This is a genomic window from Paenibacillus sp. PL91, assembly GCF_012935325.2.
GTDB lineage: Bacteria > Bacillota > Bacilli > Paenibacillales > Paenibacillaceae > Pristimantibacillus.
The window spans coordinates 89,733-110,516 of the sequence record NZ_JABBYG020000015.1 but is presented as its reverse complement, the minus strand read 5'-3'; the positions used below and the strand labels follow the sequence as shown (position 1 = coordinate 110,516).

Sequence of the window (20,784 nt, the reverse complement as noted above, 5' to 3'; positions counted from 1 at the left end):
TGCGTTTTGGAAGGTTGAGCGATTCCGGCTTCGTTTAGTGGTTAGGGGCGGTCTCGTCCGCTTGCTGCTCATGATACTTAGCCAATAGGTAGTGGAAGCGCTGGAAGTCGCTCGTCAGTACTTTAATTTTTCTTTTTATTCTTACTTTCTTCTTAGGATCATTATCGCCGTTCATAAGCAGATCGATATTTTTATCCAGCTTCTCCCGCAGCGTGAGAATAAGGCCGATTGCAATATGTGATCTAGCCAGTTCCTGCAAATCCGCAGCGAGCGCTTCGCCAAGATGATCCATCGTTTGCTGCTGCCTGCGCAATTTTTTTTCTATCCGGATCTGCTCAGGTGTGAAGTCCTCACGAAAATCTTGGCCAGGCACCTGATTCCAAAATTCATTCCATTCCTCTAACTGACCAACCTCGAACAATAAATATTTATGAAAGCCGCATAACCATGCGGTACAGCTCGTGTTTCGCTTCTGGCAGCCCACGCCGTCAAGCAAATGCCGACAACCGTTGCAGCAGGAGCCGCTGTTTGCGATGCAAACCTTGCAAATATGATCCGCACCCAGCTCACTTAATGCCACTAAACCCATTTCTATAACAGCGGATTTACTCACTTTTGAGGATGAATGAATACCCGGGGCGGCGGCAGACTTGTCCATATATTTGGTATCGGGCATTCAAGCACGGCCTCCTTAAAATGAAGTAGCTATACGTCAAATATACTGCAATTAGGTACGGAAAACAATTTTGCCGAGCTAGCCTTCCCCGCATCAATTTCATAAGCAGCTGGAACCGTGGGCGCTTCAGTCACATGGCATTCATAGATGATGATACAACCACCGTGCTGCGATAAACGATCTATCTCCTCGCATGAACTCATTCACCAAGTATCCTTTAATCTTGGCAATTGAAAAGTAACAGGAAAATGTCCCGCTAATTTCTCATCGAGAAGGCAAAAAGACCAATTAGCTGGATATACTCCCGTTAAATGAAGCCTTTCTGTCGATATGGGCTAAAAATGAGAAATTAACTGGAGAAAATCCTTTTAATTCTAATTTGAGTCAGAAATCCCTTGAATTAACGGGAGCTTTTCCCGTTAATCTTTCTCCAGACCGATTGAGACGGTTGGAGAACAATCAGGAAGGCAGGGAGGACTGGTTTGGATGGACTGATCAGGTCTTGATGGACTGCTCAGATGGACTATTAGCGCTTCAGCCACGTGGCATTCATAGATGATGATACAACCAATGAGCTGCGATAGACGATCTCAAACCCCTCTCATGAACTCATTCACCAAGTATCCTTTAATCTTGACAATTGAACAGAAAGTAACAGGAATATGTCCCGTTGATTTCTCATCGAGAACGCAAAAAGACCAATTAGCTGGATATACTCCCGTTAAATGAAGCCCTTTCATTCGATATGGCCTAAAAAAATGAAAAATTAACTGGAGAAAATCCTTCTAATTCTAATTTCAGCCCGGAATTCGTTGAATTAACGGGAGCTTTTCCCGTTAATCCTCTCACCTTGGACGCTTAAGGTGGGTTGGAGAGTTGCTAGTTGATGGGGCTGGGGGCTGGGTTTGCTGGGTTTGCTGAATTAATCGGTTATTGAGGGCTAGGGGGCTGATTGCTCGATTGCGGATTGCTAGTTACTCGGATGCTGAGTTCGTCAGTTGATTGGGGTTGAGGGGTTAAGATGCTGGGGTGCTCGGTTTTTGGTTTTTGGTTTTTGGTTTTTGGTTTTTGGTTTTTGGTTTTTGGTTTTTGGTTGCTGGATTGCTAGGTGGCTGGGGACTAGAGGCTGAGTGCTGGGTTGGCAGTCACTTCATCCATTCTAAAACACCAGCGCTGCATGACGTTTTCTGAATGAATAACTACTGCAAAGGCAAAAGCTATTATGGCTTACGAGAAGGCTCTTTATTTCACTAATTTGTTGGGACAAAAATAAGAAAACGAGCAACTAGAATCGCTTCTAATGCTCATTTTCTTATTGGGAGTTATACGTTGCGAATGTTCCCTCATTGTTTTATATTCGCTGAACACACATCCATCTTCGCGTGCAAAGCTCAGCCTACCATGCGTTTACGCCAAGCTTCTCAATCGTCTCGCGGATGAAGGCGGGCTCATCCTCAGGCGTCCGCGATGTTACCCAGTTGCGGTCCACGACTACCTCTTTGTCGACAAAATTGCCTCCCGCTGCTTTAATCTCCGAAGAGATTCCAGGGTAAGAGGTCAGCGTACGGCCCTTGAGCAGGCCAGCCGCCTCCAATATTTGCGGACCGTGGCAAATAGCCGCAATCGTCGTGCCGGCTTGATCGGCTTCCTTGACGAACGCTTGCACATCCGCGTTATTCATGAGGTGGGATGGGGATTTTCCGCCGGGAATAATGATGGCAGCATAATCGCTCGCATTCGCCTCTGCAATACCCAAGTGCGAGGTATACGTAATCGATCCCTGCTTCCCTTTCAGCTCCTCATTGCTCTTCAAGCTAATAATAACGGCTTCATGCCCATTTTTCACCATTTCATCATAAGGGTTCTTCATCTCGGAATCTTCAAAGTCATTGGCTAGTAGAAAAGCAACCTTCTTCGTCTGCGTCATCATATGCACGCTCCTCTCAGTATTCAATCCATAAAGTAATTTACCCCAATTGGACGTTTTTGAAGCATGTTGGTCCAGCACACTAAAGCTTGCAGCCGCCGAACAAAGATTAGGCGTCGTTTTTGAAGCAAGCAGCCCAAGTCCTATCGCTCAAACACGAAAAGAGGGAGCCTCACGAGGCCCCCTCTTCCATTTGCTAGGCTTGCAGCTGCGCTAATATTTGCGGATCCTTCAGCTTGGAGTCCTGCGCCAGCAATACGATTTTGGACAAAATCTCCGCCGTCTTCGGATCCTCGTCCATGAAGGGCAGGAACAGCCTTCCCCTGTGCTGCGAATGGACGGGTACGATAGCGAGCGCTCCTTTCGCCTGCTTATGAACGGTGCCGCTTCCAAGATGCACGCTGTATTCGCCGAGCTTGCCCGCGATCAAAGCATGATTGCCCTCGAGCCGCACATTGTCGATCTTCAGCAGGCGCAGCGATTCGCGAACGATAGCTGCACGAATGCCGATTGTAGTCAGGCTTGCTTCCGGGTCAACGCCGCCGACATGAGCCACACTGACGACCAAATCGACGTCTCTCATTACCTCGGAGAAGATCAAGCTTGGCACCTGAGCGATATCCAGCCCTTTGAACGTATGGCGATCATAGAAGCGGACCGTCTCCAGCGTCGGACTCTCGATATCGGAGGGAGAGAACCAATCGGCTAGCGCATAAATGCTGGCGATGACATTTTCCTTGTAATATACCTTTTGCAAGCCTTCTTCATAGCTTACCGTCCATCTGCGGCCTTTGAGGAGGCTGACCGTTTTGCGCGGCTGCACTTGATGTCCTGCATATCGGCGAGACAACGAGCCGCCTGCCAACTCATCGCTATTTGGCAAATATAGCTCTCTAAATATTTGCTTGAAAGGCTGCTTCGCCTGTCGGTCGAACAAATCCCTTTGATAGAGGCTCCACTGTCCGCTTTCAAACAAATGAAGGGGATGCGCGATCACTAGCGGCTCGCCGTCCTTCACCTGATAACGATCTCCCTGCGGGCTGACGAGCGTCCCCTCTTCAAAATACCCAAGCGTCTCGCCAGCCTTGAATACGAGCACGCTGAACAAAGGAGATAGCACCGGGTTTTGAACAAGCTTGCTTACTTCCTGCAAGGTGAAGCCGCTTCCGGCTTCCATTGAGCGTTCGAGCTCCGCGCGGGCTCTTCTATATTGCTCCGTCAGCTCGGATTTAGTTTCTTTAAGCGCAGTGATATATTCGTGCTTCTTATAGGTGGCAGGAACCGACTTCAATTCCTTGCCATGCTTCAGTACGCGAATATCCGTCTTGCCATCCGCAGCGATGACCAGCTGCGCTGTCAAAATATCATCAAGCTGATGCGGCTCAAAATAATGGAGCAGCTCGTCGAGTTTTTTGCCTTCCATATCCCAGGTTAAGCGAATGACGTCTGCATAGCCGGCGTTGCGAGCCAAATTATCCAGCGCAATGCTGGCTGTCTTCGCTTCACTTGCCCGGCGCTGAGCGCCGAACGACTTGCTCTCCTTCAAAAACTGCTGAATAAACGTATAACGATCCAGCACATCCCGCGTTTGTTGCTTGCCCCCTACCCCGAGAGGAAGCAGGCTATAGCTGAGCAAGTGATCCTTATTCCGCTTCTCCGAGGCGGAGGCGTGCAGCTCCGCGAGCTTCAGCTTGCCGAGGACTGCATCAGCGAACAGCTGTGACCTCCGGTGATTCGCGCCTGCCGATATATACTTGGCGCAATTGTACAGCAGCTGGAACTTCTCTTCGCCAAGCTCCTCGTACGCTTGCCTGAACCAATCAATATCAAATGCGCCATCGTTAAAATCCTGCGGCGAAATTGGCGAATAATGAGCGACAATCGTCTCCTTCTCAGCCGAAAACGATTCATTGATGTGCGCGTGAAAATACCATGCCGCGCTTCGAAGCCCTCTCCACCCTAAGTAGAGCGACACGAGATCCACCCATTGCGGCGCATACATTGCCGCTTCCAGCAGCCTCGTCTCGGCGATGCTGCGGACCTGCAGCAGCTCTCGCATCAAAGCTTCGTCCTCATCCTTGCTCGGATGGCATACCTTGAGCAGGTGACTGAACGTTTCCTTCTTCGTCACATCTTTTCCGTAGCCATAAATATAGCCGCGCACAAACGATTCCTTATCGAGCCCTGCCAATATCGAAAGAAAACGTTCCATTCCCTCGATATGCTGAATGCTCGTCGCCAGATTCGTCACCTCAGTAGCCAAATCCCCGCGATTCAGCTCGATTTCTAAAATGCGCTGCACGACTTTTTCCTTGATCTCGAGCAACTGCGGATATTGCTCCAGCAGCTTATTTTGCGGATTCGTAAGCTGCCTGATATGATTGCTGCTTTGCGGTCTTACGATTAGCTCCCTAAGCAGCTCATGCTCATCAATAATGCCCAAGCTGTAAGCCCGCGCGAAATCGGATAATGTCAGCAGATGGTTATCATAACCGTTCATCTCATAGAGGTGATAATAGGAACGGAAGCAAGCGATAAACGATTCATCGTCATGTACATTTGCGCGAACCCATCTCCCCCAAAAGCTCGTGTACAAATCGAGAAGTTGACTCTCCTCGGCGACGCGTTCGGCAGGAAAGCATTGAATAATTAAATTTAACACGTCATTCGCTGGCTCAAATTGCTCTCGCTTGTCGCATTGCTCCGTGTAAGCGCCAATAAGCTTATTTACTTGCTGCGCATAGGGCAAATTTTCAAACAACCCTAATGCCTCACGCATCGTTTCCACCGGATACAGCTGCTCCAGCAGCTCTTTTCGCCAGCCCTCCGCTGGCTCGTAAGAAGACCATCTCCAATGCTCAAGCTCGCCATAATAATAGCCGCATAGCGTCTTCTGTGTCCGGTAAAAATCTAGCTGCAGCAGCTCGGCAGCGCCAAAGCCGCTCTCCTCCAAATATTCCGCCCAAACCTGCGAGAGTGGATACCGCTCCAGAGCTTGGGTTGAATCCTCCAAATCATAGCTCCAATTGAGCTCTGTCAACCGAGCGCCAATAAGAAACGACTGCTTCGCACCCGAATAATCGAGCGTCTCGTATTCATGCTCGCGATGAAGATGAACAAGGTCCGCTAGACCCGTCACAAAATCCCGGATTTGCTCGATTGTCAGCTCAAAATAATTTCGAGCCTCCTGCAGCGCAGAGAATGGTAGCTGCTCTCTGCTCGTAAGCTCCCCGTCTACCGCGGCCGGATCAAACAACCCAAGGCCGTTGCTCAGCGTATACGAGTCCTGCTGCTTCAGCTTCGCGATCAGCAGCCGCTCTTTATCGGTAGGCTCCGCAATCGAATCCACCTCATCCTTCAGCGCATTCGAAAGCTCGACATGCACCGGCTCATCCTTCATCTCCGTCAGCAGCTCAAGCGCCGCAAGCCGCTGCAGCTCATTGCGGCTTTGCAGCAGAAGGGCCAGCACCGCTTCAAGCTGCTTTGCAGGCTGCTTCAGCAGCAAGCCGATAGCCCCCTGACGCAGCGATCCTGTCTTCAGCTTCAGCAGCGCTGCCACAGCTTCGATTTCACCGTCATTCAGCTCCAAATGGGCGGCCTTCAAAATAGCCAGCTCGCGATTGCTCATGCTTTTGTCCGACAAGCTTGCGATTAGAAAGGAACGCTGCTCGCTATTCGACGGATCGTTCATAAAAAACTTAAGCAGCTCGCCTCTACTATCCGGGCTTAGCGTATCCTTTAGCGCAACAAGCTCTGCAATCCAATCCAAATCCATATCGTATGCCGTCAAATAGAACAGCTTTCGAACGAGCATATCAGAGGTAAAGGTATAGCTGATCCAATCAAAAACTTGCGATTTAGCAGAAAGCTCTTTCGATGGCATCGCGCTGAGCATCAGCTTGAATTGCTCATACTGCTGCCTTCTTGCTGCTTTATCCGATAAATGAGGAGACTGCTTCAGCTCCAGGCGCGACTTATTCTCGCCGTCCTCTCTCTCCCACCTGTAGGAGTAGTCGAGAGAATAATTGGATACGAGCCAGTATTGGAGCTCTTTATTCGTTTCGCCCAGCCAATCCTTGGCAATCGCGAAGCGGATATCTTCATTTTGGCTTTGCGCCAGCATATACTGGGCCACAATTTTACGGTAGTCGTCCTTGCTCGCCATGAGGAAGCGGATCTTGTCATAAAGCTGCTGCTCCTCTCGAACGGCAATAGCCCATAAGCTCATATACAGCTCGTTCACATTGCTGCTCGCCAGTCCTTCCTCGCATGCCGAGGCGTCGCCGAGGCATCTAGCGGCCAATTCAATATTTTGCTTCGCCACTCTCGAATTGGCGGCTTCGAGCCCTAATCCCGTCCATACATCAAGCGCTCTGACAACCGAGCTGTAGCGAATCAAATCATGCTCGATGACGACCTCCAGCATATACCGCATCGCTTCGATCGTTCCCTCGTCCATCGCTTCAACGATGCTTTGGCGCAAGCCCTCCTGCAATCTGGCAGCAACGAGCAGCTCGCCCATCATATGATAGGCATCGAGGCTGTGGCTAAGAAAAATACCAGAAATCATGCTGCGCGACAAAAGAGCCGTATTGTTATCGCCATATATGATATCCTTTAACGCGGTCATCACCGCTACATTGTTATCATCAATGCCATACGCAATAATGTCGGCAATGGCTGTTTTGGGAAATTGGTATTCATTTTCTGCTATGTAATTGGCCTTCGTCAAATATTCGAGCACGGAGAACTGACGGCCGTTCAAGTAGAATAAGGAAATCATTTTGGTCAGCAATCGATCCAAATGCAGCCGCTGCTCCCTCGTTCGGAATGGCCTTCGCGCGTAGCCGGTGCTGTAGGGATATTCCGTCGCATGCGCCGCCATATAGCGAAATAAGTGAGCATACGAATCATCCAGCAGCTCTGCGATAATCTCTACGATCGGCTCGAACAGCTGCTGCTCCTCTCCCGATGCCAAGACGGCAAGCTGCTCTTTTATTTGGTCGCTGATCTCATAATCGTTATAGCCGCGCTCACTAATTTGTACAAGCAGCAGTGCCAAACGCTTATGCGAATCGGAAAGCGCCAGCTCCTCCACCTTATCCTTCATATTTTGAAAATAAAGCTTTTGTTCTCCTCTTTCCATCCTCATTGCCTCCCTCGCTTCGTTCTACCACATGCTGCCAGCCAGCATCGTAAATCGAACGAATGCAATTTCATCGCCATCATGCAGCGCAAGCGGATCATCCAAACGCTCTATCTCATTTCCGTTAATAAACACCCGGTATATGCCGTCCTCAAAAGCGAGTATCGCCGATGAGACTGCTTCATCCTCGCCAGCCTTCTTCTCGTTATAGATCGCGCCGAAGCCGACCTTTCCCATTCTGCTCTGCAGCTCGATATCGTCCTTCGTCAGAAAAGGTACAAGCGGCATCTCGATTTGCCGTTCATTGAACTGCCGGACATTCGTTGTCACTATGTCGATGATTAACGACTTCAGCGTCAGAGGCGCTTCGGCGAGCGGCCAAGCAAGACGATCAAGATGGTTTTTTTTCTTTCCTATGCTTTTAACCGTTATGAACACATTTAACACAGCTGTACCTCCAGCTTCTTAAATATTGTATTACGCTCACTGTATCATAATAAGGAATTTGGTTGCCAAATCAGAAAAATAATTGAAATCGATGATTGATGCTTTTACATAAAAAAGCCGCCGCGAGGCACATTCGCATGACCTTCCGCGGCAGCTTTATTAACTATTGCCGAAATGACAACTCGCAGCATCCCTTCTAGTATGCGAGCCGCGCATACCCTACAGGTATTCGCTCCAGCAGGCTATCCCCATAAACCCGCTCCAGTTCTAGCTCCGGCATATGAATGTAGCCGATGTAACAGCCGCATTTCTTCATCCTGCAGGAGCGCTCGCCAGCGAGGCCTGTAAGTCCGTCAAGGTAGAGATGCCCAATAACCTTCCGATCGCTGTAGCAGCGCTTGACGATGCCGGCACCCTGCACGTAAAACACATTTGCCCCTGCGCCGCACGGCTTGCCAAGGCTGTCGTAATCGGGCACATTCAGCCCGAAGTAAGGATCGATTTGCGTTAAATAAGCAACCTCATCCTCCGTATAGTAAGCTTTGCGATCCTTGAAGGCGTTCACCCACAGGTATACATCCTCCGGGAGCAGCTTTCGCAGCTGCGCAATGGCGTCAAACGCGCTTCGAATGCCAACCGAGCCTACGCTGAATGGAATTCCCTGCTCATACAGGTTCATGCACTGGCCGAGAAAATGAGCTTGGCTCGTTTGTCCGGGATGATAGGTGACCCAGAACGCTGCTTTGTCCTTCGCAAGCTGCTGCGTCCAATCAAGCTTAACGGATAAATTGGTCTGCACTGCCACCTTTTCTACATGCGCCAAATGGGAGAGCTCGATCATCGCATCGCGATACCAGCGGTGAACAAGCGCTTCTCCGTACGGATTAAAGAAAATCGACAGCTGATGACCCGCTGCTCCTTGCTCCCGAACCCATTCCATGAAGGCATGAAGCTGCTGCTTATCCTTCGCAAGCGTCTCCTTGCTATCCTTCGTTTTGCTGAAGGGACAGTACGGACAGTCATAATTGCAGGATGACAATGCACCTCGGTAATAGAGAATCGCCTTCATCGGAGGATATACCCGTTCATCAGCTCTCTTACCTCGCCCGAAATAAGCTCATCCCCGATGGCGTCCGAATAAGCCAAGCCATCCGTCGTCAGCCGCAATATTCCTGCATCAAGCTCGGCTAGCCCGGTGCCAAGCAGCTCCACCAAATCGGGCTGCTCCCCTAGAAGATCAGTCCCGAAACGCCCTTCGTATGCGGACAGCTCAAGTCCCTCCCGGTGCAGCAGCGCCTTTAGAATATACCTGCGCTTTTGCTCCGCTTCGCTCAAAATAAAGCCGTAATCTGCCGTATCGTGGCGCTCGGCTGTTACGTAATCCTCAATGATGCTTCTTGTAGCAGCCGTGCTCACGCCGTATCGTGAAGCATAATGTACCTCGCGCGTGTAGGAACGGGCTCCGCAGCCGAGGCCGACCATGCCTTCCTCTTGGCAGCTGAAGGGCAGCACGTTCTTATGATCAAAAGGATTATCCTTAGCAAAGCGTCTCATTGAATATTGCCTGTAGCCCGCAGACTCCAGACGCTGACGGGCGATATGATAGAGCGAGAGCCTAATATCGTCACCTGCGCTGCGTATTTGCTCCGGCTTCAATATCGTATTTTCGCGCGTATAAAGCGGGTAAATAAATATTTCGCCCGGTCCGTAGCTGATCGCCTTCTCGAGGGAGTACAGCCATGTATCCGCATTTTGCCCAGGCAAGCCATAGATGAGATCTACATTAACGAGCGGAAATTGATAGCTCATCAGCGCTTCCAGCGATTCCTCCGCAAGCCGCGGCTTCTGCGGACGGTAGATAGCTGCGGCTTCCTCTTCTACAAAGCTTTGGATACCCATGCTGACGCGGTCAACGAGCCTATCCTTCAGCACGCGCATCCGATCTGCGGTTACCGTTTCCGGTGACGTTTCTACCGATATCGATGCCAGCATGGGATCAAGCCCCATCGTATGCTCAGCAATGTCGAACAACCTATTCAATTGGCTCGCTTCCAGCAGCGTTGGCGTTCCCCCGCCAATCGCGAATCTGGAGAACGATCGATTTTGGAACCAAGGCGCCCATTGCTCCGCTTGACGCTGAAGCGCATCAACATATTGCTCATGGACATCCACGCGCCGATCCGGCAGCGTAAATAAATTGCAAAAGCCGCAGCGCACTCCGCAAAAAGGAATGTGCATATACAAAAAGTGATAGTCCGTTTGATCCCGCTCCCACAGCTCCTTCAGCGATTGCGCGGGGTGCAAATCCCGATAAGCCGTTTTGTGCGGGTAGGAATACAGGTACGATCGGTATGGGGCCTGCGTAAAGCGCTGCTCCCGCTCCCGCTGCTCGGGAGAAGATTGTTGCGATGATGTGTGCAGCAAGCTGCTTCCCCTCCTTATTCCAATATAAACTCGCGATAAGGCACGTTCCAAACGACCTCATGCGCCAAACGATGTCCCTCGTAGCCGTCCTCGCCGTATGCCGTCCCATGATCGGAGAACGCTAGGCAAAGCGTTTTGCCCCGGCGCCGCATCGCTTCGAACAATACGCCAAGCTGGCTGTCCACATACCGCAGCGCCGCACGCTGCGTCTCTACAGAATCCTTTTTCGCGCCAGGAACGAAGTAGTGATTAGGACCGTGCATGGCGGATATATTCATGAACAAAAACAGTCTTTCAGCAGGGTCTGCCTTCTCCAGCAGCTTCAGCGCATGGTTCACCTGATGCTCGGTCGAGCGGGGATTGGTCACCCCAAAGGCCATTCTCCAATAGCTTTCTTGAAAATAACTTGGAAGCACCTTGGCAAGCTTATTTTTCTTCGTAAAAAAAATGACGCCTCCGATGCAGATCGTCCGGTAGCCAGCCTCCTGCAAGCCGGATACGAGATCCGGAGCGTCAAATAACCATGTATGAGGGTGCGTCTTGAGCCCTGTATTTTTGGTATGGAACAGCCTAACATGAGAAGCTTTATCCGTGTTCGCGGGCGTCGGGAGAAAGCCGCCGAAAAAAGCATGATGGGCCGCGTAAGTAAAGCTGCCCGGCGAATGCCGCTTCTCCCAGCCTCCGCCAGCGCAAAGATTCGGACAGTTCGGTTCCTCAAGCTTCGCCGCATCATAGCGCAGCGTATCGAGCGTGATCATCAAAATATCGTGGGCGCCCACGATTTGGTTCATATCCAGCATTCGTCGCTATTCCTTTCTGAGAAGCTCTCGCATTTGCCATTCATAGGTGTTCATCCCCTCATACTCCGCGCCATAAAGCAGATCGCCAAATGGATTGATGTCTATCGCATAGGTAAGTCCGCTGCCTCGTTGAACGAGCACGTCCACGCCCGCCGCAGTGCTGCCCGGAAATGCCCGGAGCGCGGCTTCTGACGTTAGCTTCACCGCTTGCTTCACCTCAGCGGATAGAATCCCGTCGATATCCATCCTTCGCTCGTTGCGAAGATGCAGATTGGTAATAGGCGTGCTGCTCAGCCTCAGCACCGTATGGCAAGCCTCGCCGTTCACGACGAGCTGGCGAACGTCAAACGACTTGCTCTCGAAGCTGTCCTTCTCGATCCAGCGCTCGATATGCGCGCCTTCCCTGCATACCCAGTCAATGATTTGCCGAATATCGGAATGCTCTCGGTAATGCCTCAGCAGGCCGGCATTGTAAAAGCTGCTGCTTCCCGCATGCTCCTCAATGCCGATGGTCGTTATGGCAAGCTCATCGCCTGTGCGCGGATTGATCTGGTAAGCGATAACGCCGGAAGCGCCGGAGCCGCAGGCGAGCTTGATGAATAGCCGCCTCATTCCGCTGCTAGAGATGGCCGTTTGCAGCTCATCGTAGCTTCTGACCGCTCCAACAGGCGCCGGCAATGCCGGTACGCGCAGGCCGTGGCGGGACAACAGCTGCCAGCAGCTTCTTTTGTCGAACATGCTCGCGATGCTGCCTGGCGAATTGACCCAGCGGACGGCTATTTTCGAAGCCCTTACCTCGCGCTGCATAGCGGCAAGAAACCGGCAATAACCACGGTACCACTGCGCCGGATAATAGATTCGTCCATGCTGGAGAGGAAGCGCAAGCGCGTCCGTCGCCGATATCGATATGCGCTCAGGCAGCGAGCTTGCAGACCAGAAGACATCGTCACCGCTGCGGTCGGGTGCTCCCCAAGCGATCAGCTCCCGTTCAACCGCCTGGTCCTCTCCGGGCGCATCAAGCCGTATGATGATCTCTCCGCCGCCTGTCATTTGTTGCAGTACGTCTTGTATGTACACGTTCCGCTTAAGCAGCTGCTCATAAGAGAGCACAACAGCCGGAGCCAGCCCCAGCTTGCTTCTTGCCGCCTGCAGACCCTTTGTCCTTTTGTTTGCCGGATTCCCTATTAATAGAAAGGGAGTCTCTCTGCCTCCGTTTGAGGAATAGCTGCCCATCACTCGGTTAGAAATGGGTAACGCCAATCGTCTTCATCCGCTTCCTGCTGATCGGTCACGTCGACCGACAAGCCCGATTGCTTCCAGCGCTCCAGCAGCTCGCCCGACATATAGTGATAGCTTAGGTTAAGATGCTTCAGCTTCTTAATGCGCTCGCTCGCAAGCAGCGCTGCCCCGCCTTCATCGGATAACGTGCCGTAAGAGAGATCAAGCGTATCCAATTGGTCCAAAATTGGCGCATCCGCGATCGCAATCGCGATTTCGTCCTGAATCTCGCTGTCTTTTAAACCCAAATATTTAAGGTTCGGGAATAGATCCCCCTTCATCAGCGGCAGCACATCCTCGATTCCGCCGTCAAAGCCGTAATCCTCTACGCCCAAATAAAGCTCCAGCCTCTTCAGCTCAGGCAGCCTCGCGCTCGTGATTTCCTCAAGCACCGACTTCGGCAGCCCTCCGCAAATAATGACCAGCTCCTGAAGCTTATCGTGAACGAGCGGCTGCAAGCTTAATTCTTGGCTGCCCTTTATCGATAACGACTGCAAATTCGGAAATGCCGCAAGCAGCGGAGAGAGATTCGTCTGGTTAATCCAGGAAACCTCGCATTCCTCAAAGCCCATATCTCCAATAAATAGTTTCGTTAAGTTAGGAAAAGCATCCTTATGGCTGATCAACGTTTCCATGAAGCTGTCCGGAGAATTCTCATACGCCTGACCCCAATCGCCAATCGTTAGTATAGACAGCTGCTTGCCATCCTCGCTCGATGCCAATTTTTCGATCAAGCTAGACATTCTAATACCTTCTTCATACTCGTCATAGCCAACCGATAAGCGAATTTCAATCAAGAGTATCCCTCCAATTGTTTCCATATGGAATTAGGTTACCATGGTATTTTTAAGCACGTCAATGGTCCCTTAGTCATATGTGCCTACCCGCAGACGACAAAAACCGAGAACCCCAGCAAAGGAGTCTCTCGGCTTTTAAGCAGGGTAATGACATGCTACAAAGTGCCCTTGTTCAAGCTCATGCAGCTCCGGCTGCTCATTCTTGCACAGCGCGGTCGCTGCGGGGCAGCGGGTATGAAAACGACAGCCTGAAGGGGGATTTGCGGGGGACGGAATTTCGCCGTTAATGCTTTGAAGCCCTCTCTTGCGGGACGGGTCCGGCCAAGGAATCGAGGCAATCAGCGCTTTCGTATAATGATGCGCCGGGTGCATAAACAGTTCCTCGCTATCGGCAATCTCTACAAGCTTGCCTAAATACATGACCCCGATCCGGTTCGAGATATGTCTAACTACGTGAAGGCCATGGGCAATGAATAAATACGTCAGCCCAAGGCTTTGCTGCAAATCCTGCATCAAATTGACGATTTGCGCTTGCACCGATACATCAAGCGCCGATACCGCTTCATCGGCTAACACAAAGGATGGACGCAGCGCGATCGCTCTTGCGATGCCGATACGCTGCCGCTGGCCGCCGGAAAACTCATGCGGATAACGCGAATGCCAGGATGGATTAAGGCCAACAACATGCAGCAGCTCTTCAATTCGCAATTGTCTCTCCGCTGCGCTGAGCAAAGTGTGGATCGATAGCGGTTCTCCTATGATATCACCCACTCGCCAGCGAGGATTCATCGAGCCGTAGGGATCTTGAAAGATCATCTGCATGTCCTTGCGCACATCATGCAGCTGCGATGGCTTCAGCTCCGTTAGCTGCTGCCCTGCAAAGCTCACTTTGCCCGCCGTTGCCCTCTCTAGCTGCATAATAACGCGGCCGAGCGTCGATTTGCCGCTGCCCGATTCGCCAACTAGGCCAAACGTTTCCCCCTTGCGAATCTGGAAGGATACGTCATCGACAGCGCGAATGGCAGCTGATTGGCGCGACAGCAAGCTTTTTCCAAGCGGGTAATATTTTCGCAAGCCTTCGATTTCAAATAGATTTTCGGCAAAAGCCGCTTCCGGCGCTTCATGGCTGCCTTGCCTTATATCTGTTGCCGATAAAGAAACGCTTGCCTTAGCTGCATGCTTCCAAGCCTGCGCCTCCGCCAGCTCCTCTGCATGCCAGCACGCCGCTTGGCGTTCATTAACATCAAAGAGAGGCGGGCTTTCCTTCATGCATTTCTCTGTTGCATGCGGGCATCTTGGGTGGAAGCGGCAGCCTGTCGGCAGCTCGAATAAATTCGGAATGCTTCCATCAATCGAGAACAGCTTGGAGCCTCTATCGCTGTCCAGCGTCGTAACGGATCGCAGCAAGCCTTGCGTGTAAGGATGATGAGGTTGCTCAAACAATTGCTCAGCTGTCGCTTGCTCAACGACTTGACCCGCATACATTACAATGATGCGGTCAGCCATTTCGGCAGCTATGCCCATGTCATGCGTAATAAGAAGAATCGACATATTAAATTCTGTCTTAAGCTCCTGCAGCAGCTGCAAAATTTGCGCTTGGATCGTCATATCGAGCGCTGTTGTAGGCTCGTCAGCGATAAGCAGCTCCGGTCCGCAGGCGAGTGCCATCGCTATCATTGCCCGCTGCAGCATTCCGCCGGACAGCTCGCCCGGATACTGCTTCATCCGCAGCTCCGGCTCGGGAATGCCGACGCGGCCGAGCAAATGAATGGCACGCTCCCGCGCCTTCTCGCGGTTTCCTAGCTTATGGGCAACAATGACCTCCACAATTTGGCTGCCGATTGTGAAGACCGGATCAAAGGCCGACATCGGCTCCTGAAACACCATCGCCATTTTTTTGCCGCGCAGCGTGTGCATGCCTTTTTGAGGCGTGCGTACAAGATCGATGCCGTCCAGCTTCATCTCGCCGCTTGCGATAACGCCGTTCTCATAGTCGATCAAACGCATAACCGATTTGGAAGTAATCGTCTTGCCGCTGCCGGATTCTCCGACTAGACATACCGTCTCGCCCGGCTTCATGCTAAGCGACACGTCCGAGATCGCGGTTAACCAGCCTTTGGGAGTAGCAAACTTGACGGTCAGATGCTCAATTTCAAGCAATGTTTTCAAATGAATGCCTCCTCTTAAACCCTGCTTTTCTTCGGATCGATTTGGTCTCTAAGCTTGTCGCCCATTAGATTGACCGACAAGACAAGCAAGGTAATCGCAAGGCCAGGGAAGGTGGACATCCACCAAGCAACGGTTAAATAGCCTCGTCCTTGCGACAGCAGCGTACCCCAATCGGGAATTTCCTTAATTACTCCCAGCCCAAGGAAGCTAAGCCCCGATCCAACGAGAATCGAGGTTCCTAAGCCGATCGTTGCCATCACGAGCAGCGGCGACCAAGCATTCGGCAGGACATGGCGGAAAAAGATGCGCAAATGGCCGGCGCCGACCGAGCGAGCCGCCGTAATGAACGGGCGCCCCTTGACGCTTATAATTTGCCCTCGGAAAACTCTGGCATAGCCGGGAACGGCCGATAGAGCAACCGCCAGCACAACATTGAACAAGCTCGGACCCATCGCAGCCGCAATAGCGAGCGCGAATAATATGCCGGGAATCGTCATTAACACCTCGATAAAGCCCATAATGACCGTATCGAAAATGCCGCCAAGAAAACCTGAAAGCGCGCCAATCGAAGCACCCAGAACTCCGCCGACGATAACCGATGCCAAGCCGATCATCAGCGAGTCGCGGCTGCCGTAGACGACTACGCTAAAGACATCGCGCCCATAATAATCCGTGCCGAACAAATGCGTAAAGCTTGGCGGCAGCATAATATCGGTCATGATCATTTCAGTTGGCGAATAAGGAGCGATATGATCCGGAATAAGCGCGCATAATACGATGAAGATCACGATAAAACCGGCTATATAGACAAGCAAGTTGGATGCATTAAGTTTAGCCCCTCTAGGCGCCAAGCGGCGCGCTGCCCTTACTCGCGGCCAAGCCGGCTTGACGACGGCGGTCTCCTTCATGTTAAGCTCCCCTTTGCCTATTGCGAACGTCTTACTCTCGGATCGATGATCCGGTAGGAGAGGTCCACAATTAAATTGATGATGACGTACATAATGGCCGAGAAAAAGACGACGCCCTGCACGACAGGCAAATCCTTGGACATTAGCGCATCCGATATGACTCTCCCGATTCCTTGCCGGGAGAATACCGTTTCGATGACGACGGTTCCCGCGAGAAGCTCGCCGCTAAGCACGCCAATCATCGTGAGTGCTGGAATAAGCGCGTTGCGAAGCGCATGCCGGTACATGACAAGCTTCTCCGAGACGCCCTTCGCTCTCAGCGTTACGATAAAGGGCTCGTTGATCACTTCAAGCATGCTGTTGCGAACGAGCCGAACGACGAAGCCCGCTCCAACAATGCCAAGCCCGACAGCCGGAAGCACAAGCGTCTTCCAGCCCTCCGAGCCCATTGCCGGAAACCAGTCGAGCGTTATCGAGAAAATAAGAATGAGCAAAATGCCCGACCAAAAGGTTGGCATCGAGATGCCGAATAACCCGACTATTCTTGCTGTTATGTCGATCCAGCGGTCGCGGTGGATCGCGGACAGCACCCCGAGCCAAATGCCGACAACGGCTGCTATTAAGCAGCTTGCAGCCGTCAAAGCAAGCGTCGCCGGCAAATGCGCAATGATTTTGGGCAGCACCGGCTCGTCATTCACGATTGAATTGCCAAAATCCCCATGCAAAACCTTCCCTACATAAGTGCCAAACTGTTCATAGAGCGGCCGATCAACGCCAAGTTGCGCGCGCAGGCTCGCAATCACCTCGGGCGACACCGTGCTTGGGTCGACCATAGACATGACCGGATCTCCCGGCAGCAGATAAACGATGACAAATACGAGCACGAGCGAGCCTAGAATGACGAGCAAGGAGGTAAACAACCGAATACTAATCGCTTTAAGCATCACTTACCTCCTAATGGAAGGAAGACTTCCACTGCTTATTTTTGAATAAATACATCATTGAACAACGGATAAGCAAGCGAATCGAACTTGATGCCGCTGACTGTCTTAGAAGCAGCGATGGTATAAGGGAAAACATAGATTGGAATGATGACCACTTGCTCGATAATTGCCTTCTGAACGTTTGCGTACAGCTCTTGCCGCTTGGCAGAGTCCTTCTCGATCAGTCCTTGATCGATCCAGCTGTCTACCTCGGCGTTTTTGTACGCAGAAAGGTTCTGCTTACCGCCTACGCTGACCGAATCGGAGTGATAGAAAGCGCGTAAGGCTTCCGGGTCGGAGTTGACCTGGCTATTTCCGTAAATATCGTAATCGCCATTCTCGTACACAATCGTGCGAACATCCTTCGTTATTTCGACTTCTACGGCAACGCCGATTTGCTTTAATTGCTGCTGAATGATGGCGGCTATGTCGTTTCTTTTCTCGCGGTTCGGCGAGCCGTCGACGTAATGAAGCGTCAGCTTCTTGCCGTCTTTTTCGCGGAAGCCATCTGAGCCCTTCACGTAGCCCAGCTCATCAAGCAGTGCATTTGCCTTGTCTAAATCAGGCTTCACACCGCCCTCGAGCGACTTGTCATAGCCGAAGGTTCCAGGTGTAAGCGGTGACCAGGCACGGTCATATGTGCCTAAATATAAGGTTTTGACGATGGCATCAACATCAATGGCCGACTGAAGCGCCTGTCTTGCTTTGAGCTCGTTCCATGGCGCTTTATCTTGGTTGATGAATAACGTATAAGGCAAGCCTTGCGTATTCGATTTGAACAATTGAAGCTTCTCGTCCTTCTCCAGCGCGAGAATATTTTGCGGCGGAATCGTCTCGCCAGCCAGCACTTGGCCGCTCTGCACACTTCCGATGCGGGTTGCCTCCTCGGGCGCAATTTTAAAGGTGACTTTATCCAGGTACGGCGCTTCCTTGTTCTCTACGAGAGGCGGCGCCCATTTGTAATCGGGATTGCGTTCCACCGTTATTTGCGAATTTTCTTCCCAGCTCACAAATTTAAAAGGACCCGTGCCTACCGGATTTTTGCCAAGCTGATCGCCATACTTTTGCGCGGCGGTTGGCGATACGATGCTGACCAGCGCTTGGCTAAGATTGCCTAGAAACGCATTGGAAGGCGTCTCCAAATTCAACCTAACCGTATATTCATCGATCACCTCGGCTGATTTGTAAGGTCTGATCAATGCGGCCGAATTGGCGGCCTTCGTCTCCGGATTCAAAATCCGATCATAGTTATACTTCACAGCCTCGGCGTTAAACGGGGTGCCGTCATGAAACTTAACGTCTTGGCGCAGCTTGAACGTATAGCTCTTGCCATCCTCTGAGATCTCCCATTCCGTTGCCAGCCATGGCTGGATCGTACCGTCTGGGAGCTGGGCGACAAGGCTATCATGAATCGTCCGAATGGCGCGAACCGCTACCGCTAGGCCGCTGCGATGCGGATCAAGCGTATCCGGCGACGTTGCAAGCGCATAGCTCAGCTCCCCGCCCTTAAGCGGCTCAGCGGCGGCCGCTGCGTTCGTGCTAGAGCCAGCTTGTGCCTCTTCGTTCGTGCTGCCGGTTTTGTTCGTCCCAGCGCAGCCGCTCAGCACCAGTATTAATGCTGTCGTAAGCGCAATAACGGTTTTCCATTTTTTTCGTTTTTGTAACATCTCAAAATCTCCCCCGTTCCTTCTATTTAAATTACACTGCTCCGTTTGCCTGCGCCGCCGCAGCTTCAGAGGCCGCTTGATCCTCCGTGGCTTTCAACTGCTGATGACGCTGCTCCGTATAGCGATTAACAGGAATAGCAAGGCCAAGGTTGCCGCGCAGCGTATCCGCCTCATAATTAGTGCGGAATAATCCGCGCTGCTGCAGTACCGGAATGACTAGCTCCACAAATTCGTCCAGCCCCGTCGGTACGCCCGCTCCGATAATAAAACCATCGATAGCTCCCTGCTCAAACCACGCTTGAATCAGATCGGCCACCTTCTCCGGCGTTCCGATGAACGGCGTTCTTGGCGTTGCCGCGCGCAGCGCAACTTGACGCAGCGTTAAGTTCTGCTCCTTCGCCTCCCGCTTGATTTTGTCCGTTGTGCTTTGGAAGCTGTTTTTGCCGAGCTCGCCAAGCTCAGGGAACGGTCCGTCCAGCGGATACTGCTTGAAATCATGATGCTCGAAAAATCGTCCCAAATTATCGAGCGCATTATCGACGCTGATCAATTGAGCGACTTCTTCGTATTTGCGCTCTGCTTCTTCATCCGTCGTCCCTACAATAACGCCAATCCCCGGAAATATAAGAATCTCTTCGGACGAGCGTCCGAGCTCCGCCGCTCTGCGCTTCACATCCTGGTAGAATGCTCTAGCCTCCTCAAGCGTCTCGTGATTCGTAAATACAGCGTCGGCTGAGGCGGCTGCCAGATTCCTTCCGCTCTCTGAGGAGCCGGCTTGGAATACGACAGGCTGGCCCTGCTTCGATCTCGCGATATTGAGCGGCCCTTTGACAGAGAAAAACTCTCCCTCGTGGTTTAGCGTGTGAAGCTTGCTTTTATCAAAAAACTCGCCGGTCTCCTTATTCCGTACAAACGCATCATCCTCCCATGAATCCCATAGGCCGCGAGCCACCTTCAAATACTCGGCAGCAATGCGGTAACGCTTGCTATGGTCGGGATGCTGCTCAAGAGGGATGCTGTAGTTGAGCGCTGAGCCTTCGAGAGGGGACGTAACGACATTCCAGCCCGCTCGCCCGCCGCTGATATGATCTAGGGAGGAAAACTGTCTGGATACGGTAAACGGCTGACTGTAGGAGGTAGACAAGGTGCCGACCAGCCCGATCTTGGAAGTGACAGCGCCAAGCGCGGACAAAATCGTAATCGGCTCGAAGCGGTTCAAGAAATGGGGATTGGACTTCTCGTTTATATACAAGCCGTCGGCTATGAACAGAAAGTCGAATTTCCCTTCCTCCGCCTTAATCGCCTGCTGCTTATAAAATTCAAAATTAACGCTCGCATCCGCTACGGCATCTGGATGTCTCCAGCCTGCGAAGTTACCTCCTGCACCATGCAATATGGCACCCAATCTTAATTTCTTTTGCTTCGCCATAGCTCTCTCTCCACCTCTCAAATTTCATCGAAATAGGCTTTATCAGCCTTAACAAAGCTTTTCGCTTGAATATTGTATAATTCAAATAGGTTTTGTTGGATTTATTGACATGAGTCTATCACCTTCGTTCAAA

At 51.6% G+C, this 20,784-nt stretch carries 14 protein-coding genes; all 14 read right to left on the bottom strand.

The window, feature by feature from the left end; all coding sequences use genetic code 11:
• Positions 1-34 precede the first annotated feature (34 nt).
• Positions 35-676, bottom strand: a complete 642-nt coding sequence (locus HI950_RS26605) for a hypothetical protein (protein ID WP_169089457.1) — start codon at positions 674-676, stop codon at positions 35-37.
• Positions 677-2,072: 1,396 nt separating this feature from the next.
• Positions 2,073-2,606 carry a type 1 glutamine amidotransferase domain-containing protein gene (locus HI950_RS26600; RefSeq protein WP_169089455.1) on the bottom strand — a complete coding sequence of 178 codons (534 nt, stop codon included), beginning with the start codon at positions 2,604-2,606 and terminating at the stop codon, positions 2,073-2,075.
• Positions 2,607-2,799: 193 nt separating this feature from the next.
• Positions 2,800-7,749, bottom strand: coding sequence for a DUF4132 domain-containing protein (locus tag HI950_RS26595; RefSeq protein WP_223285514.1), 4,950 nt, complete (start codon positions 7,747-7,749; stop codon positions 2,800-2,802).
• A gap of 24 nt (positions 7,750-7,773) precedes the next feature.
• Positions 7,774-8,196 carry a MoaD/ThiS family protein gene (locus HI950_RS26590; RefSeq protein ID WP_169089450.1) on the bottom strand — a complete coding sequence of 141 codons (423 nt, stop codon included), beginning with the start codon at positions 8,194-8,196 and terminating at the stop codon, positions 7,774-7,776.
• 196 nt (positions 8,197-8,392) lie between these two features.
• On the bottom strand, positions 8,393-9,265 hold the full coding sequence (locus HI950_RS26585; protein ID WP_169089448.1) for an STM4011 family radical SAM protein: 873 nt from the start codon (positions 9,263-9,265) through the stop codon (positions 8,393-8,395).
• Positions 9,262-10,617, bottom strand: coding sequence for an STM4012 family radical SAM protein (locus HI950_RS26580; RefSeq protein ID WP_223285520.1), 1,356 nt, complete (start codon positions 10,615-10,617; stop codon positions 9,262-9,264). Before HI950_RS26580 ends, HI950_RS26585 begins: the two co-directional genes overlap by 4 nt.
• Positions 10,618-10,634: 17 nt before the next feature.
• Complete coding sequence (locus tag HI950_RS26575; RefSeq protein ID WP_169089446.1) at positions 10,635-11,420, bottom strand: STM4013/SEN3800 family hydrolase; 786 nt, start codon at positions 11,418-11,420, stop codon at positions 10,635-10,637.
• A 6-nt stretch (positions 11,421-11,426) separates the two neighbouring features.
• The gene (locus tag HI950_RS26570) at positions 11,427-12,680 is read right to left on the bottom strand and encodes an STM4014 family protein (RefSeq protein ID WP_223285513.1); all 1,254 of its coding nucleotides are present in this window, start codon (positions 12,678-12,680) and stop codon (positions 11,427-11,429) included.
• Positions 12,653-13,492: an STM4015 family protein gene (locus HI950_RS26565; RefSeq protein WP_187768173.1), complete on the bottom strand. Its 840-nt coding sequence runs from the start codon at positions 13,490-13,492 to the stop codon at positions 12,653-12,655. The genes HI950_RS26570 and HI950_RS26565 overlap by 28 nt, the downstream gene beginning before the upstream one ends.
• A gap of 138 nt (positions 13,493-13,630) precedes the next feature.
• Positions 13,631-15,664: an ABC transporter ATP-binding protein gene (locus HI950_RS36475; protein WP_169089442.1), complete on the bottom strand. Its 2,034-nt coding sequence runs from the start codon at positions 15,662-15,664 to the stop codon at positions 13,631-13,633.
• Between the two features lie 14 nt (positions 15,665-15,678).
• Complete coding sequence (locus HI950_RS26555) at positions 15,679-16,572, bottom strand: ABC transporter permease (RefSeq protein ID WP_169089440.1); 894 nt, start codon at positions 16,570-16,572, stop codon at positions 15,679-15,681.
• 17 nt (positions 16,573-16,589) lie between these two features.
• Positions 16,590-17,516: an ABC transporter permease gene (locus tag HI950_RS26550; protein WP_169089438.1), complete on the bottom strand. Its 927-nt coding sequence runs from the start codon at positions 17,514-17,516 to the stop codon at positions 16,590-16,592.
• Positions 17,517-17,551: 35 nt separating this feature from the next.
• Positions 17,552-19,222 carry an ABC transporter substrate-binding protein gene (locus HI950_RS26545; RefSeq protein ID WP_169089436.1) on the bottom strand — a complete coding sequence of 557 codons (1,671 nt, stop codon included), beginning with the start codon at positions 19,220-19,222 and terminating at the stop codon, positions 17,552-17,554.
• Between the two features lie 31 nt (positions 19,223-19,253).
• Positions 19,254-20,651: an LLM class flavin-dependent oxidoreductase gene (locus HI950_RS26540; protein WP_169089435.1), complete on the bottom strand. Its 1,398-nt coding sequence runs from the start codon at positions 20,649-20,651 to the stop codon at positions 19,254-19,256.
• Positions 20,652-20,784 lie beyond the last annotated feature (133 nt).